The organism is Oceaniglobus ichthyenteri (genome assembly GCF_003057885.1).
GTDB lineage: Bacteria > Pseudomonadota > Alphaproteobacteria > Rhodobacterales > Rhodobacteraceae > Oceaniglobus > Oceaniglobus ichthyenteri.
The window spans coordinates 22,882-37,684 of sequence record NZ_QAGK01000014.1 but is presented as its reverse complement, the minus strand read 5'-3'; the positions used below and the strand labels follow the sequence as shown (position 1 = coordinate 37,684).

The 14,803-nt window shown below is 60.3% G+C and carries 7 protein-coding genes; 2 read left to right on the top strand and 5 right to left on the bottom strand.

What is annotated here, in order from left to right; all coding sequences use genetic code 11:
* Entirely contained in the window at positions 1-1,728 is a 1,728-nt protein-coding gene (locus tag C8265_RS16815) for a sensor histidine kinase (protein WP_108485192.1), read from the top strand.
* Here the strand turns inward: C8265_RS16815 and C8265_RS16810 are convergent.
* The 4 genes from C8265_RS16810 to C8265_RS16795 all read right to left on the bottom strand — a co-directional run bounded on the left by C8265_RS16810 (position 1,725) and on the right by C8265_RS16795 (position 10,498).
* Positions 1,725-6,650, bottom strand: coding sequence for a translocation/assembly module TamB domain-containing protein (locus C8265_RS16810; protein WP_108485191.1), 4,926 nt, complete (start codon positions 6,648-6,650; stop codon positions 1,725-1,727). The two genes, C8265_RS16815 and C8265_RS16810, sit on opposite strands and share 4 nt — an antisense overlap.
* On the bottom strand, positions 6,650-8,437 hold the full coding sequence (locus C8265_RS16805; RefSeq protein ID WP_240611123.1) for an autotransporter assembly complex protein TamA: 1,788 nt from the start codon (positions 8,435-8,437) through the stop codon (positions 6,650-6,652). Before C8265_RS16805 ends, C8265_RS16810 begins: the two co-directional genes overlap by 1 nt.
* A gap of 119 nt (positions 8,438-8,556) precedes the next feature.
* Positions 8,557-9,879, bottom strand: a complete 1,323-nt coding sequence (locus C8265_RS16800) for a mechanosensitive ion channel family protein (RefSeq protein ID WP_108485190.1) — start codon at positions 9,877-9,879, stop codon at positions 8,557-8,559.
* 43 nt (positions 9,880-9,922) lie between these two features.
* The gene (locus C8265_RS16795; protein ID WP_108485189.1) at positions 9,923-10,498 is read right to left on the bottom strand and encodes a YqgE/AlgH family protein; all 576 of its coding nucleotides are present in this window, start codon (positions 10,496-10,498) and stop codon (positions 9,923-9,925) included.
* A 111-nt stretch (positions 10,499-10,609) separates the two neighbouring features.
* On the opposite strand from C8265_RS16795, the gene C8265_RS16790 reads away from it, so the two are divergent.
* Positions 10,610-11,416 carry a protein-disulfide reductase DsbD domain-containing protein gene (locus C8265_RS16790; RefSeq protein WP_108485188.1) on the top strand — a complete coding sequence of 269 codons (807 nt, stop codon included), beginning with the start codon at positions 10,610-10,612 and terminating at the stop codon, positions 11,414-11,416.
* Here the strand turns inward: C8265_RS16790 and C8265_RS16785 are convergent.
* Positions 11,413-14,802 carry an efflux RND transporter permease subunit gene (locus C8265_RS16785; RefSeq protein ID WP_108485187.1) on the bottom strand — a complete coding sequence of 1,130 codons (3,390 nt, stop codon included), beginning with the start codon at positions 14,800-14,802 and terminating at the stop codon, positions 11,413-11,415. The genes C8265_RS16790 and C8265_RS16785 overlap by 4 nt on opposite strands.
* Between the last annotated feature and the right edge of the window lies 1 nt (position 14,803).

The following is a 14,803-nucleotide window of genomic DNA, read 5'->3' as shown; positions in this document are numbered from 1 at the left end:
ATGATTCCCGGAGTCAAGGTTTTCGATCGGTTCAACCGGTTGGGTGTCAGGCTGGTGTTTTTACTGGGTCTGGCGCTCTTGCCGGTTGGACTGATTGCGATGTTGCAGACCTATCGCGTGATCGACGATGCAAATGGGCGGATCGATTCATCGCTGTTGGGCGAAAGCATGGCCGTGTCTGCCGCCAACCGGCGCATGATCAGCCGCAACACCGGCATCGCCGAGGTGTTGGCCTCGGTCATTCCACAGCTTTTGGAAACGCCCGAAAAGTGCAACGAACAGATGCTGCGCACGGTGACCGACACCCCACAGATCATCTTTGCCGGGTTCATCAATGCACAGGGCATTCTGGAATGCGCATCACGCGATGTGGGGCGGGCTTTGACCACGTCCGAGGAAATGGCCGAGATTCTGGCCACGCCCCGGTTGAATATCACCGTGTCGCCCCGCACTGCCGTGACACAAACACCCGCGATCCTGATCAACTACCCGGTGTTTGAAGACGCCCGCGCCATTGGTCGGCTGATCGTCACTCTGCCCTATTCGCTGATTGACCACAGCGTGGAAAACGCAAAAAATAAACCTTTGGATATTCTGACATTCGATGCCAAAGGTACATTGCTGACTTCTGATATGGGCATGGAGTCGGCGGCGAAACGGCTGCCGGTGAATCGTGCGCTGGTGAATCTGGCCAGTGATGATGGCATTGTCTTTGATGATGTCGATCCGCAGGGTCGCGAACGTATCTATTCGGTCGTGCCTTTGGTTCCCGGTCAGATTTTCGCGCTCAGCATCTGGTCGCGCGATACTTGGCGCGTCGGATTGCGTGGGTATGCCACGGCGTTGGCCTTTCCGTTTCTGATGTGGGTGATCAGCCTGACTGTGGCCTATGTGGCTGTGCACCGGTTGGTGATCCGCCATATCCGGACATTACGGCGCAATATTCGCACATTCGGGGCGGTGCGGCGTGTCCGCACGCCCACCAACTTGGCCGAAATTCCGGTAGAATTGCGCGATGTGACACAGGCATTTACCAATCTGACCGAAAAGGTTTTGCGCGACGAGGCCGATCAGGAAAATCTGCTGCATGAAAAAGACGTGCTTTTAAAAGAGGTGCATCACCGGGTCAAAAACAATCTGCAACTGATTTCATCCATCACCAACATGCAGATCCGCCGTGCCCGCCACGGCGAAACCAAATTCATGCTGCGCCGTTTGCAAGACCGGGTGATGGGCCTGGCCACGGTTCATCGCAGCCTGTATCAGGCCAGCGTTTTGTCGCAAGTGCGGGCCGATGAATTGGTGTCCGAACTGTCAAAACAATTGGCCCGTTCCGCCGCGATTCCAGAACTAACCGTAGATTTCACAATCGATACCGACAAGGTGTTCCTGTATCCCGATCAGGCGGTGCCCCTGTCTCTTTTGGTGACCGAGGCGGTAACAAACGCCTATAAATACATTGGCCGCCCCACCACCGGCAAGCCATGGGTCGCGCTGTCGCTTAAATCCATGGAGGGTGGACAGGTTGAATTGCTGGTGCGCAATTCAACAGGCACCCCGGTCGTCAATCAAGACGAAGACGAGGTGTCGGGCCTTGGTTCGCAATTGATTGGCGCCTTTGTCATGCAATTGGGCGGCACCCATCAGGCCGGGCCAAGCGACGATGGCGCCTACGAGGTGAAGGTGGTATTCAGCCCCGCAGATTTCACCATCGACAGCGACACTTAATAGTCCTTCTGGTAATAAATCCCCAATGATGTATCGCCCGCATTATCGGCGCTGCCGGTGATCGTCAGGTTGGGTGTGATATCAAGGTTCAGGTTGATCTCGGCTTCGCCTGTCGCCCCCACCGTCACATCCGTATACAGGTTTTCCGACAGATATTTACCGGCGCGCAGGCCCGCATTGCCATCTTCATCGGTGGTGATATCCAGATCGTCCAACCCGGTGCTTTCGCGCAGTTTGGAAATGACACCGTCACCCCCCTTGCCCGCCAATGTTGCAACGGCCGACGCCAATTGCGCCGCTTGCAACGGCGAAATCGAGGTGATGGATTTACCAAACAGCAACCGCGCCAGCACTTCTTCTTCGGGCAGTTCCGGTTCGGACAGAAAGTTGATATTCGGCGCAAGGGCTGATCCTTCGACAACGATCAACACCACCACATCCCCCGTATCCGTACGCGCCACAAGGCGGACGTAGGGCGTGAAATCGCCCTGCAGCGAAATCTGACCTTCATCCAAGTTCAGACGTTTCCCCAAAATATCCAACCGTCCGCGCACCAGTTCAAATTGCCCGGCCGGAATGATATTCTGACTTGTCCCTGTCAGGGTCAGCGTGCCGCCCAATTCGGCATCCAGCCCGCGACCGCGCACGAAAATGCGCCGCTCGGCACGTATCGTCAAATCCAATGGATACGGGCGCGCTGTTCCCGCGACTGATTGGGTCGCGGTTTCGATCATTCCGGCGCGCGCACGGGTGGCGCGCACGGCGGCGGGTTCGTTCACATGTACCAGACCATCGGGAATCGGCCCCGTCGCCCCCAGCCCGGTTGAAGGAATCCGCACTTCGGTTTCGACCAGATCCAATGTGCCCGCGATCCGTGCGCCCCCGGTCAGGGGGCCAACCACGGTGACTGCACCATTGATCAAGGTGCGATACAATTGCGGATCTTCGACGACAATGCCAACCGCCCTGATCGCAAGATCGGCGTTATATCCGCCACTCAGGGTGATCGGCCCGGTTGCCGTCAACTGGCCGCCCTGCTGTTTGTTGGCCTGCACGTTCAGCTGAATCGTACCGCCGGTCAGATCGCCGGTCAGGTTGATATTTTCCAGCACAAGATTCAGGTTCGGTGCCACGAGGCGCGCGTTTTGGGTGTTGATCCGCCCGCTGACCGACGACAGGGCCAGCGGCCCATTCACGCCCACATCAAACACCAACGTGCCATCGACCGAGCGTGGCTCGATAAAGCTGTTGGCCAATTCCAGCGGCGCGCGCCCCGACAATGACAGATTGGCCCGGCTGAAATCCTGTTGCACGGTGCCATCGGCGCGCAGGGTGATGCCCCCCGGACCGGTGCCATTCAGGTTCACGCCCAACTGGTTGCCGGTGCTGCTTACCCGCCCTTCGGCGGTGACAGGGCCGTTCAGCCCGGGCACGAACGCCCCGATATCGGCCAACCGTGCCGACACGGTCAGATTGGCATTGCTGCCCAGAAGGCTGCCATTGGCGCGCGCGGTCAGGGTGGGCGCATCCAAACGGAAGGTTTCAACCTGAATGGGCTGCTCTGCCCCGTTGCGCCGGGCCACCAGCCGCAAATCGGTTTGGCCATTCAACAGCTTATCCGCCTCAGCCTGACCAATCGAAACACGGTTGGCATCAATATCGGCGGTCACGTTGAACGTGCTGAAATCGGCCCGGGTCGCGCCGGTGATTTCGGCCTGCACCCCGCCCGACAGCGGCCGCCCCACCAACGGCGCAAAGCGCGACAGATCGGCGGCGCGCAGCGTGGCGCGCCCGTCAATTTCAGGATTGTCGCCCAATGCCTCGCGGATTTCTGCCGTGGCGGCCAGAACCGCATCTGCGGCTTCACCGTTCAGAGTGACCTGCCAGACATCGCTGACCTCTTCGGCAAACAGGTTCAATTTCGCCTGACCGCGCATGCGCGGTTCAAGATCGCGCAGATCGGCAATGGTCACATCGGCCTTTACCGCACTTTCGCCTTTGCCATATTGGCCATCAGCCCTCAGCGTGATCTGATCATTCGTGATGCTGAGGCTTGGCAGGCTGATCACATCGCCATCGCGCGTGATATCCAGCGCCAGATCGGTCACACCGCGCAACAGACGGTTGGCATTGTCCTGCCCCACCGCCAGATTGCGGGTTTTTCCATTTACCGCCATATCAATCACGGTCAGATCGGCGCGCGCCGTGCCTTTTACCGTCAGATCCACCGCACCGCCCATATCGCGCCCGGCAAGGCCCGACAGCGGCGCCAGCGTGTCGGCCACAACCGCCGCATCAATGGTTACCAAGGGCGCGTCACTGGTGATATCTTCGGCCGAGGCACTGCCCGTCAGGGTCAGGCCCATGGATTGCGCTGTCAGGCTCAGCGCGTCGATACGCGCGGTTTCACCGATGCGCGACACGGTGCCGTTCACGGTAAACAGGCCCGCCAGCAGCGGGTCGATATCCGCCATTCCGGTCAAAACCGACCGCCCGTCAAGCGACAGATCGGCGTCCAGTTCTGATCCGTCCAGCCGCCCTGAGCCGGTAACGGTGGCGTCAACCGCCCCCGCCAATTGTCGCCCGGCCAAGGCCGAAAACCGCGAAAGACTGTTGATTGATGCTTCGATCATGCCGCTGATCAAAGGCGCGTCACTGGTCAATTCTTCGATCTGCCCGGCCCCTTCGGCGCGCAATCCGGCGCCGGTGCCGTTCAGGCTGAACTGTTGAATGGTCACGGTTTCGCCGTTGCGCTGTATCTGCGCCGCCAGATCGGTGCGCCCCACCAACAGATCATCAAACCGCGCCTCACCGGTTTTCACGCCGCGCGTTTCGCCGGTGACCGACATATCGGCCTGACTGAGATCGGCGAGCGTAAAGCCCGCAAGCCGCAAGGCGACGCTACCGCCCAAATCACGACCCGTGATGTTTGAAAATACCGAAAGATCGGCGATTTCTGCATCGGTTTCGGTGGTGATCCGCAGGCTGGGTTCATCCAGACCGGTCACGGTGCCAGTACTGGCGATTGATGCGCCAACCCCCGCACCGTTGACATCATAGGTCCAGGTTTCGCCATCCTTTTGCGCCGACGCGGTCAGATCAACCGCGCCGCTCAGCTTGGCATCCAACACGGCGGCATCGGCCAGCCGGATATCGGCCCGCAGATTGCTGAGGGTCGAGGTCAGATCGCCAGACGCGGCAAGATCAAGTGCCGGGTTTTTCAGGGTCAGCGTGCTGAGCCGAGTGCCGGTTTCATCGCGATCCGCGCGCAGGGTCAGGTTGGTTTCCCCCGCCAACAGGGCATCGGCCTGTTCCTGATCAATGGTCAGATCGGTTGTTGTTCCGGTCAGCTCCACATCGAATGCCCCGTCCAGCGGCGCGGTTTTCAGGCCAAGTGCGACCTTGGCAGCCCCGCCCAGATTGCGCCCGGCCAGCCCCGAAAACGCCGCCAGATCCGCCGCCTCAAGGGTCGCATCAAGGGTGGCGGTGGTGCCATCGGCAAACGCCACCTGACCACTGCCATCCAAGGCAAAGGCGTTGCCGTTCAGTTGCAATGTGTCCAGCACAATCGGCGCGCCGCTGCTCCAGCGCAGGGTTGCCGCGCCGGTTGCCCGGTCGCCCAATGCTTGGGCAATCGCGGCATCCTGCGCCGACAATCCCGAGGCAGTGAAATCAAGGTCTGCGGTGACCGTCTTGGCGCCCGCGCCATCATCGGCAATCACGCCAGAACCATCAAGCACGACCTGCTGAGCATTCAAACCGGGGTTTTGCACCCCGTCCAACGTCACCTTGGCGGTCCAGTCCTCGCCTTTGTCGGCATCAAATTGTACCGACACTCCAACGCGATCCACCCTGGCATCCTCGCCCACAGGCAACAGCACCGGCTGGCCCGACGCATCGCTGATTTCTCCGGTGATATCGATCAGTTCAGGCAATCCGTTTGCCCCAATCGTCACCTGCCCGGTCAGGCGCAGTGCCTGCGCGGTCAGGTCCAGTTGAGCCAATGCAAATCCGCCCTGGGGCCGGGTGGCCCCCGACGCGATCAGCCGGATGTCCGGCCCGAAAAACGGGCGGTATTGCGGTGCGAAAACGGGGGCGATATCGCCACCGATTTCGGCATGAAAGCCGCGGGTTTGCGCGTCGCCTTCGCCTTGGGCGGTCAGCTCGACCGTGCCGGTCAGGCGGCGTTCGCCGTCTGTGTCCAACTCGATGGCGGCGGTGAAATCCGACAACGGGCCGGTGCCATCCACATCCAGATGCACCGATGGCCGGCCCGGCAGATCCAACAGCGTGGCGGTGATGCCGTTTTCGGCCTCGGTCAGGTTCAACTTTATCGACAGGTCTTCTGACGCATTGGCATAGGCCGCCTGCAGGGTCAGGGCGCCGGTTTCGCCATCGATCCGGTCAACCGATATGTCGGCCGCACCTTCGCCATTGGCCAAGGATACCGAGCCATTCAACGATACAACCGCCGCCGCCCCGAAAAGCGCCGCCCCCAGATCGACACGCTGCGCCGCGATCTGTTCAATCTGCACCGAAACGGGCAAATCAGGCAGGGAAAATGGCTTTGCCTCGGGGGTGGGGGCCTCGGGGTCAGAGCCGGGCAGGCGCGGAATGATGATTTCTTCGGCGGTCAGTTCGGTCACTTCAAGGCGGCCCAACAACAGGGCCGAACGTGTCCAATCCAGTTCGACATCGCGCAAGGTCAGCCAGATGCCGTTTTCATCGGCTATGGTCAACTCGTCCAACCGCGCCTTGGAACTCAGCGCGCCGGCGAATCCACGAATGTTCACCTCGCGCCCGGCGCCAGACAGGTTGTCTTCGATCAGGCGTTCCAGAAATCCGCCGCCGTCATCGTCCTGGGCGATAACCGGGGTGGCCAACAAAGACAGCGATACAAGTGTGGGGGCCAGATACCGCATCAAAACGCCTGCCCGATGCCGACGTAAAGTTGCGCGCCTTTGCTGGTTCCGCCAATCGGGGCGGCCACATCCAGACGGATCGGCCCGATCGGGGTCAGATACCGCAGGCCCAATCCGGCCCCGCCGTGGGTTTCGCCATCGCTGCCGAAACTATCGGCGCTTATCAGACCGAAATCGGCAAAGGCGACCACACCGATACTTTCACGCACTTTGGCCCGCACTTCGCCAGACAGCCCAAGGAACGACCGCCCGCCGGTCAGGTTGCCATTCACGGTGACGCCCAATGACTGATATTCTTGCCCGCGCACGGTACCCCCCCCGCCGGAATAAAACCGGTAATCGTTTGGCACCCCCGCCAGGGATGCGCCAATCACGCTGCCCCCCTGAATCCGTCCGGCCAGCACGACCTTGTCTTCGGCCCCAAAGCCGCGATAGGTCCGCGCATCAAAGGCCAGGCGCGCGCCGCTTTCCGTGCCCGACAGGCCCAGAAACGGCATCACATCCACATCGGCATACACGCCCTTGGTGGCATCCAGAACATTGTCGCGGGTGTCATAGGTGGCCCCCAACGGAACGGTCAGATGTTGATATTCGGTGGTGCCGGTGGCGTCGGTGTCTTTTGAAAACACATATCCCAACCCCGCCTCAAGGGTCAGATCATCGTTGACGTAACGCATGAACCCAAACCCCAGACGCCCGGTTTTCGTGTTATAGGTCGGTTCGTTCAACTGTTCGATCTCGGCGATGACAAAAAGATCGGTATCGGCGTCCGGGGTGGCGGGGCGACCATAGGTTGCCGCAAATTTGTAATCTTCACCGCCGGTGCCACCGCCCAGCCCGCCGATTTCCCCTTCAAGGCGCAGCCGCTCGGCCCCGCCCAGCAAATTGCGATGCAGCCAGAATCCCGTCAGCTTTGCGCCGTCCGTGGTCGAGATTTCGGCGCCAAAGCCAAGGCGGCGGGGCTTTTCCTCGTTCAGGATGGCGGTGATATCCATTGTATCGCCCGGGCCCAGATTTTCGGCCTCGGTCAGGGATACGGATTTGAACACCCCGGTGCGGCGCAGCCGTTTGGCGGCGGTTTCCAATGCGGCAGGGGAATAGGTTTCGCCGGTCGGCAATCCGGCAATCTTGCGCAATCGTTCGGGGCGCACCCGGTCGCCGCCCTGCAACAACAGGTTGCCAAAGGTCACAACCGGCCCCGGCGCAATCGCCACGCGCACGCGCACCTGATCTGCATCGTGGTCTGCCGTCACCTGTTGGCCCGAAACGGCCGCCTTGGCGCGCCCGACCTCGCGCCAACCCACAACAGCCGCGGCCACACCATCGCGAATCAACGGGGTGCGCGCGGGCTGTCCGACAGTGAAATCCTTTGGAAACTCGGTGTCAGGTGCCACCGGGCGCACCGAGGTTTCCGAAAACCGGTACTGCGGCCCCGGCTGTATTGTCACACTGATCGAATCGATTTTCGAGGGCGGATTGAGGGGCGGAATTCCCGCCGCCTCGCGCCCATTCACCAGAATGTTGATGATGCCGCCAAACCGCCCCTCGGCATAAAGCGCCCCGACAAGACGCCCGTAATCGGCCCGCGCCGCCGCCAGCAATTCCTGCGGATCGGTTGTGCCTTCGGATTTGGCGGCCACCAACAAAGAGGCAGCCCATAAATCCTTGGTTAACGCCTCATCCGCACCGGGGGCATTGAATTTCAGCGCATCAAACGCAAAAACCGACGTGCCGAACATGCACGTCGCGAAAATTGCGCCAATGCGCAGACCCGAAGGGGAGATCATACCTGTGTACCGCCGTCATATTTTTCTGTGATTCTACAGAGCAACACCACAAAGTACAGCGGTTTGCGATCACTAATACGATAACCCCCTGGCACAGGCGCGGTTCCCTGCAATGCCAATCAGGGGGCGGCGGTGTCCGCCCCGGCGTCTTTCAGAACCCGGATTTCGCGCTGTGGGAACGGGATTGAAATGTCATTTGCCTTGAAGGCATCCCACAGCGCCAGATACACATTGCCGCGAATATTGGTCAGCCCGCCGGTGGGGTCGGTGATCCAGAAACGCAGGATGTAATCCACTGAACTGTCGCCAAACCCCACGATGTGACACACCGGGGTTTTATCGGACAATACGCGCGGCACTTCGGACGCGGCCTTGATCGCGACCTCGCGCACCTTGTGCGGATCATCCGCGTAACTGGTGCCAAAATGAATATCCAGCCGCACAAAATCATTGGAATGGGACCAATTCACCACCTGGCCAGTGATCAGATCTTCGTTTGGAATCAGATATTCGCGCCCATCGCGCGTGGTGATCGCGACATATCGCGCGCCCAAAGCATTGATCCAGCCAAAGGTTTCGCCAATCGAAATCACATCGCCCGGCTTGATCGATTTATCCAGCAAAATGATGATGCCAGACACCAGGTTACTGACCACCTTTTGCAAACCAAAGCCAAGGCCAACACCGATCGCGCCTGACAAAACCGCCAGGCCCGTCAGATCGACGCCAACCGATTTCAGCCCCACAAAGATTGCCGCACCGTAAAATGCCAGTTGCATCGCCTTGACGGCCAACACCTGCATTGACGGGCTGATGTCGGGGTTGCGCCGGATACGGGTGGCGCTGGTTTGGGTGACGATGCGCGCCACGGTAAACAGCACCGCAACCACCACCAACGCATTGATCAGCGTTAGCAATGACAGGCGCAATTCGCCCACCCGAAAGGCGACACCATCCAGAAAATCGGTAAACGGATCAACCAGATCCAGAAAATACAACGTGACGTAGATCCAAAGGCCCCAACGCACCACGCTGCGCAACAACGGATTGCGCACCAGTCGGGTGATGAACACCACCAACAACCACGCAGTCGCGATGCTGGCCGCAAGAGCCAGCAAAAAAGACCGCGACGGAAAAATATGAACCCACCGCATCACGACGGTTGCGGTCCAGATCAGCGCGACGAAATAAATCAGCCGCAGCCGCCGGTTGATCACCAAAAGCGCCCGCAATCGCCATTTGGGCCAGCCCTCCAGGGTGCGCATCCATTCGCGCATACGCTCGGCGGTGATGCGGCCCAAAACCCATGACAGGGCAATGCATCCGATGATGATGGCGATCTGATACAGCCTTGAGGGCAGCGTCAAATTCATCATCTGTGCCAACACCTGTTGCCACAGAATGGTGATTTGCGCGAACAGGTCGGAAAATGCGGTTTTCATGCTAACGTGCAGAGTGGCACGCGCCCCGGTTTGTCACAAGGGGTCAGGCGCGCCCGGCCGCCGCAGACAGGGTCAGCGGATCAATGCCCAACAGGCCCAGCGCGGCCGCCCATTTGGTTTCATCGGACTTGGCAAAGACCACATCAGGATCGGCGTGACAGGTCAGCCAGCCGTTTTCCAAAATCTCGGACATCAATTGTCCCGGTCCCCATCCGGAATAGCCCAGCGTCAGAATGGCGCGCGCGGGGCCGTTGCCTGCGGCCAGATCGCTGAGAACATCGCGCGTTGCGGTCATGGCGAAATCATCGCCCACATCCAACGTGCCTTCCTCGGCGCGATAATCATCGGAATGTAAAACAAACCCCCGGCCATTTTCCACCGGACCACCAAAATGCACCGGCATGGCGCGGGTGGCAGGGCCGGTTTCAATCTCCAACTGCTCAAGCAGGGAGATGAATTTCAGGTCTGGCAAAGGTTTGTTGATGATCAGACCCATGGTGTTGTCGTCATCATGTTCGCAGATGTAAATCACACTGCGTTCAAACCGGGGGTCGCCCATGCCCGGCATCGCGATCAACAGCTTTCCTGCCAAATCTTCTGAGGTGTGTTCCTGCTCCATACAGCAACCTCTGACAAAGCCACGGGTAATGTGCAAGGGGCGCGACACCGTGCAGGGCGCAATCGCTGCTTTGTGATTTCCAATCGCGCGCGCCATGAGTAGGGTCACGCCATGATCAAACATGCCCCAATCGCGCTTTGCGTTTCATTCGTCTGCGCCCTGGCTGCGCCGGTTGCCGCGTTGGGCCCGGGTGATATGGCCACGGTCGATATTCTGCCCGGCTGGCGCACCGCCCAAGGCACCCATATGGCGGCAATCCGCGTCACCCTTGCGCCGGGTTGGAAAACCTATTGGCGCGCGCCGGGTGATGCGGGCATTCCGGCGCAATTTGATTGGCACGGATCGGGGAATATGGGGGCGGTTGCGCTGCATTGGCCCACGCCGGATGTGTTTTATCAAAACGGCATGACATCGGTGGGCTATCACGATCAGGTGATATTGCCGGTTGAAATCACCCCGCGCGATGCCGGTGCGCCGATCCGCATGGCGGGTGAAATCAACATGGGGGTGTGTCAGGATATCTGTGTGCCGATCACGGTACAGATCGCGGCCGATTTGCCCGCCGCAAACGGGCACAAGGACGCGCGCATTCGCGCCGCGCTCGATGACCGGCCCATGACCCGGCGCACCGCCGGGGTGGGGCAGGTGACATGCGCCATCGCCCCGGCCCGGCGCGGGGTCGCGATTACGGCAACCCTGCAAATGCCCGCCCTTGGCGGTGATGAATTTGGCGTGATCGAACTGCCCGGCGCGCCGGTCTGGGTGTCACAGGCCGAAACCACGCGCCAGGGCAACACCCTGACAGTGCGCGCCGACATTGTGCCTGATCGCGGCACGTCTTTGGCGCTGGACCGGTCGCGCCTGCGGCTTACCGTGCTGGGGCAACGCGGGGCGGTCGATATTCGCGGTTGCGATTAGGATACGGCGCGGCGCAGGCCGTACACCACCCCGCCCACCACATATCCGCCAAGCGCAAGCGCGCCAACACCTCCGATAAATACGCCAAATGCCATGCCCAAATCCGCCCCCCCCGGAATCAGCCCGGCAATCGGGGCGGCATAGGCGCCGGTCACAATCACCGCGCCCAGCGTTAGCGCGAACCACACCACACTGGCCATGGCCACCAGCGCCACGCCCATGCCGACGCCCCGCGCGCCGCGGCGAAACCCAAAGGCGCGGCGCATGGCGGCAAATTGTTTGCCCAGATCCTGTTGCATCGCCAAAAGCGCGGGCACGACCAGCAATACCAGCACCATGCCAAACCCCAATCCATAAACCAGAGTGATCACCGTGGGTTTCAGAAATTGCGCCTGTGACGACGATTCGTAAAGCAGCGGCATAAGACCCAACACCGTGGTGGCGGTGGTCAGAAACACCGGGCGCAACCGGTCGGACGCGCCATCAATAATCGCCGGAATCAGCCCGCGTTCGGCGGCGTATTCATCCACCGTGGTCACCAGAACGATGGAATCGTTGATGATGATTCCCGTCATTCCGATCAACCCGACCACCGTGAACATCGACAACGCCACATCCCACAGGTGGTGGCCATAAATCGTGCCGACCAATCCAAACGGGATAATCGCCATCACCACAATCGGGCGCGTCCAGCTAGAGAATATCCAGGCCAGACACAGGAAAATCCCCAACAAACACAGAATAAAGCCCAGCGCGGCATCGGTCAGGAATTCGTTTTCCTGTTCGGCCAGCCCCGACAGGCGGGTGGTGACGGCGAAATCCTCCTCCAAGGTTGGCAAAATGCTATCTTTCAACTGCGCCATGATTTCGGTGGCGCGGGCCGGATCATCCTCGGAGATATCGCCCGACACCGCCACAAGGCGCAGCCCGTTTTCGCGCCGGACGGTGGAAAACCCGCTGCGCCGGTCGACGGTGACAATATCGGCCAGGCTGACATAATCGCCTGCCCCGGTGCGGATCAGCGTGCGATCCAGGAAATCGGCGGTCAGTTCGGACACGGGCAGCTCCACCCGAATTTTCGCCGAGCGCGGGCCATCGGGATAACTCGCCGCCTCGATCCCGTTCAACCGATCCCGCAGGATCCGGCCCAATGTATCAATCGATACGCCCAGCGCCTGACCCTGTGGGGTCAGCTCCAGGATCAGTTCATCCTTGTCATACGACAGCGTGTCTTCCAACGCCGAAACCTCACCAAATTGTGCCATGGTGGTTTTCAGATTTTCCGCCGCCGCCTTCAACGTTTCGGCGCTGGCGCCAAAAATCTGCACCGACAGGGCATCACCCCCCGGCCCCGACCCCCAGCGCCGAAAACTGAGCGTTTCCAACAGAGGGTGGCCCGGCACGGCATCCTGCAATTCCCCGACAAAGCGAAAGCTGGAATAGGGGCGCAGATCGGCGTCGATCAGCTCAATCGCGATAGAGCCCAAAAGATCGGCATCCTTGGTGTCTTGCCCCGACAACCCGCGCCCGGTGGTGCCGCCGATTTCGGCCATGGCAAATTCAACCGGGTTCAGGCCAAATTCATCTTGGTATTTCTGGCCCAGATCATCGACCGCCGTTTGCAAAATGCGCATCATTTCCAACGTATCGGCGCGGGTCGCCCCCGGTGCCATGGCGAAATTGCCGCTGATGCTGCTTTGTTCGGGCGATGAGAAAAACCGCCAGGACACATCGCCGCGCACAAATACCGCCACCTGGCTCATCAGCACCAGGATAACACCGGCCAACACCGGATAGCGCGCCCAGATCACCCCAGCCATCAATTTGCGAAACACCCGGTCGCGGAACCAACTGAACCCGATATTTACGGTGCGCGACGGCCAGTCATACCAATGCTGTTTCGCCGAATGGGCCATGGCATGGGCCATGTGGTTGGGCAGGATCAGGAAACATTCAACCAGCGATGCGATCAAAACCGCGATCACCGTGAACGGAATATCCGAAATCAGATCGCCAAACCGCCCGCCCACAGCAACAAGGCCGAAAAACGCGATAATCGTGGTCAGCGTGGCCGAAAACACCGCCGGAAACATCCGTTGCGCGGCATTCACCGCCCCCTGAACCGGAGTTTCGCCCAATCGGCGCACCCGGAAATCGGCATGCTCGCCCACCACGATGGCATCATCCACAACAATGCCCAAGGTGATGATCAGCGCAAACAGAGAAATCATGTTCAACGTCAGACCGGCGGCATACATCAGCGCAATCGCCGCCGTCATCGCCACCGGAATCCCCGCCGCCACCCAAAACGCCGTGCGCGCATTCAGGAACAAAAACAAGAGCAGCACCACCAAGCCCATCCCCATCAGCCCGTTTTCAAGCAGGATGTTCAATCGACCCGTGATCGCCTCGGCGCGGGTGCGGATCAGTTCAACCTTGACCCCTTGGGGCAGGCCCGGCTGCATTTCGGCGGCCACCTCTTCCACCCGGGCCTGAATATCAATGGCATCGCCTTTGTCGGTGCGATCCACCCGGATGGAAATGGCGCTGTTTTCACCCACGAAATAGGCCCGCTCGCGGTCGATCCCTTCGATACGGATTGTGGCCACATCGCCAATGCGCAGTTTCGACCCATCAGGGTTAGAGCGCAGAACAATATCGGCAATCTGATCGGCGCTGCGTTTTTCAATGCCGGTGCGCACCCGTGCGCCCCCCGCCACATCACCCGCCGGTTGGGTGGCGGCCCCTTTGGCGATGGCATCGGCCAGATCGCGCATCGTCACATCATTGCGGATCAGCGAGATCGATTCGACCTCGACAATGGTTTGCGGCGCGGCAACCCCGCGCAATGTCACCCGCGTCACACCCGCCTGAAACAATCGCGCGCTGAATTCATCGGCAAAGCGGCCCAATTGATCGACGCCGACAGGGCCGGAAATCACCACATCTGTCACCCGGTCGCGCCAGGCCCCGCGCCGCACCACCGGATCATCGGCATCATCGGGCAGGGTGTACACCGTATCGACCGCCGCCTGCACATCCTCGGCGGCGCGCGACATATCCCAGCCCGGTTCAAAATCAAGGCTGATTCTGGCGCGCCCTTGTGACGATGATGCGCTGCTGCCTTCCACACCTTCGACCGCCAACAGCGTGGTTTCCAACACCTGAACGATTGCATTGTCCACATCTTCGGCCCCGGCCCCATCCCACGCCACGCTGACCGACACATTGTCGATCACCACATCGGGAAAGAACTGCGCGCGCATTTTGGGCGCAGCCGCCAGACCCAGCGCCAGCATCACCACCAACAACAGATTGGCCGCCGTGCGGTGTTGCGCGAAATAGGCCAGAACACCGCCCGCGATGGGGAATTGCCGGGATGCCATG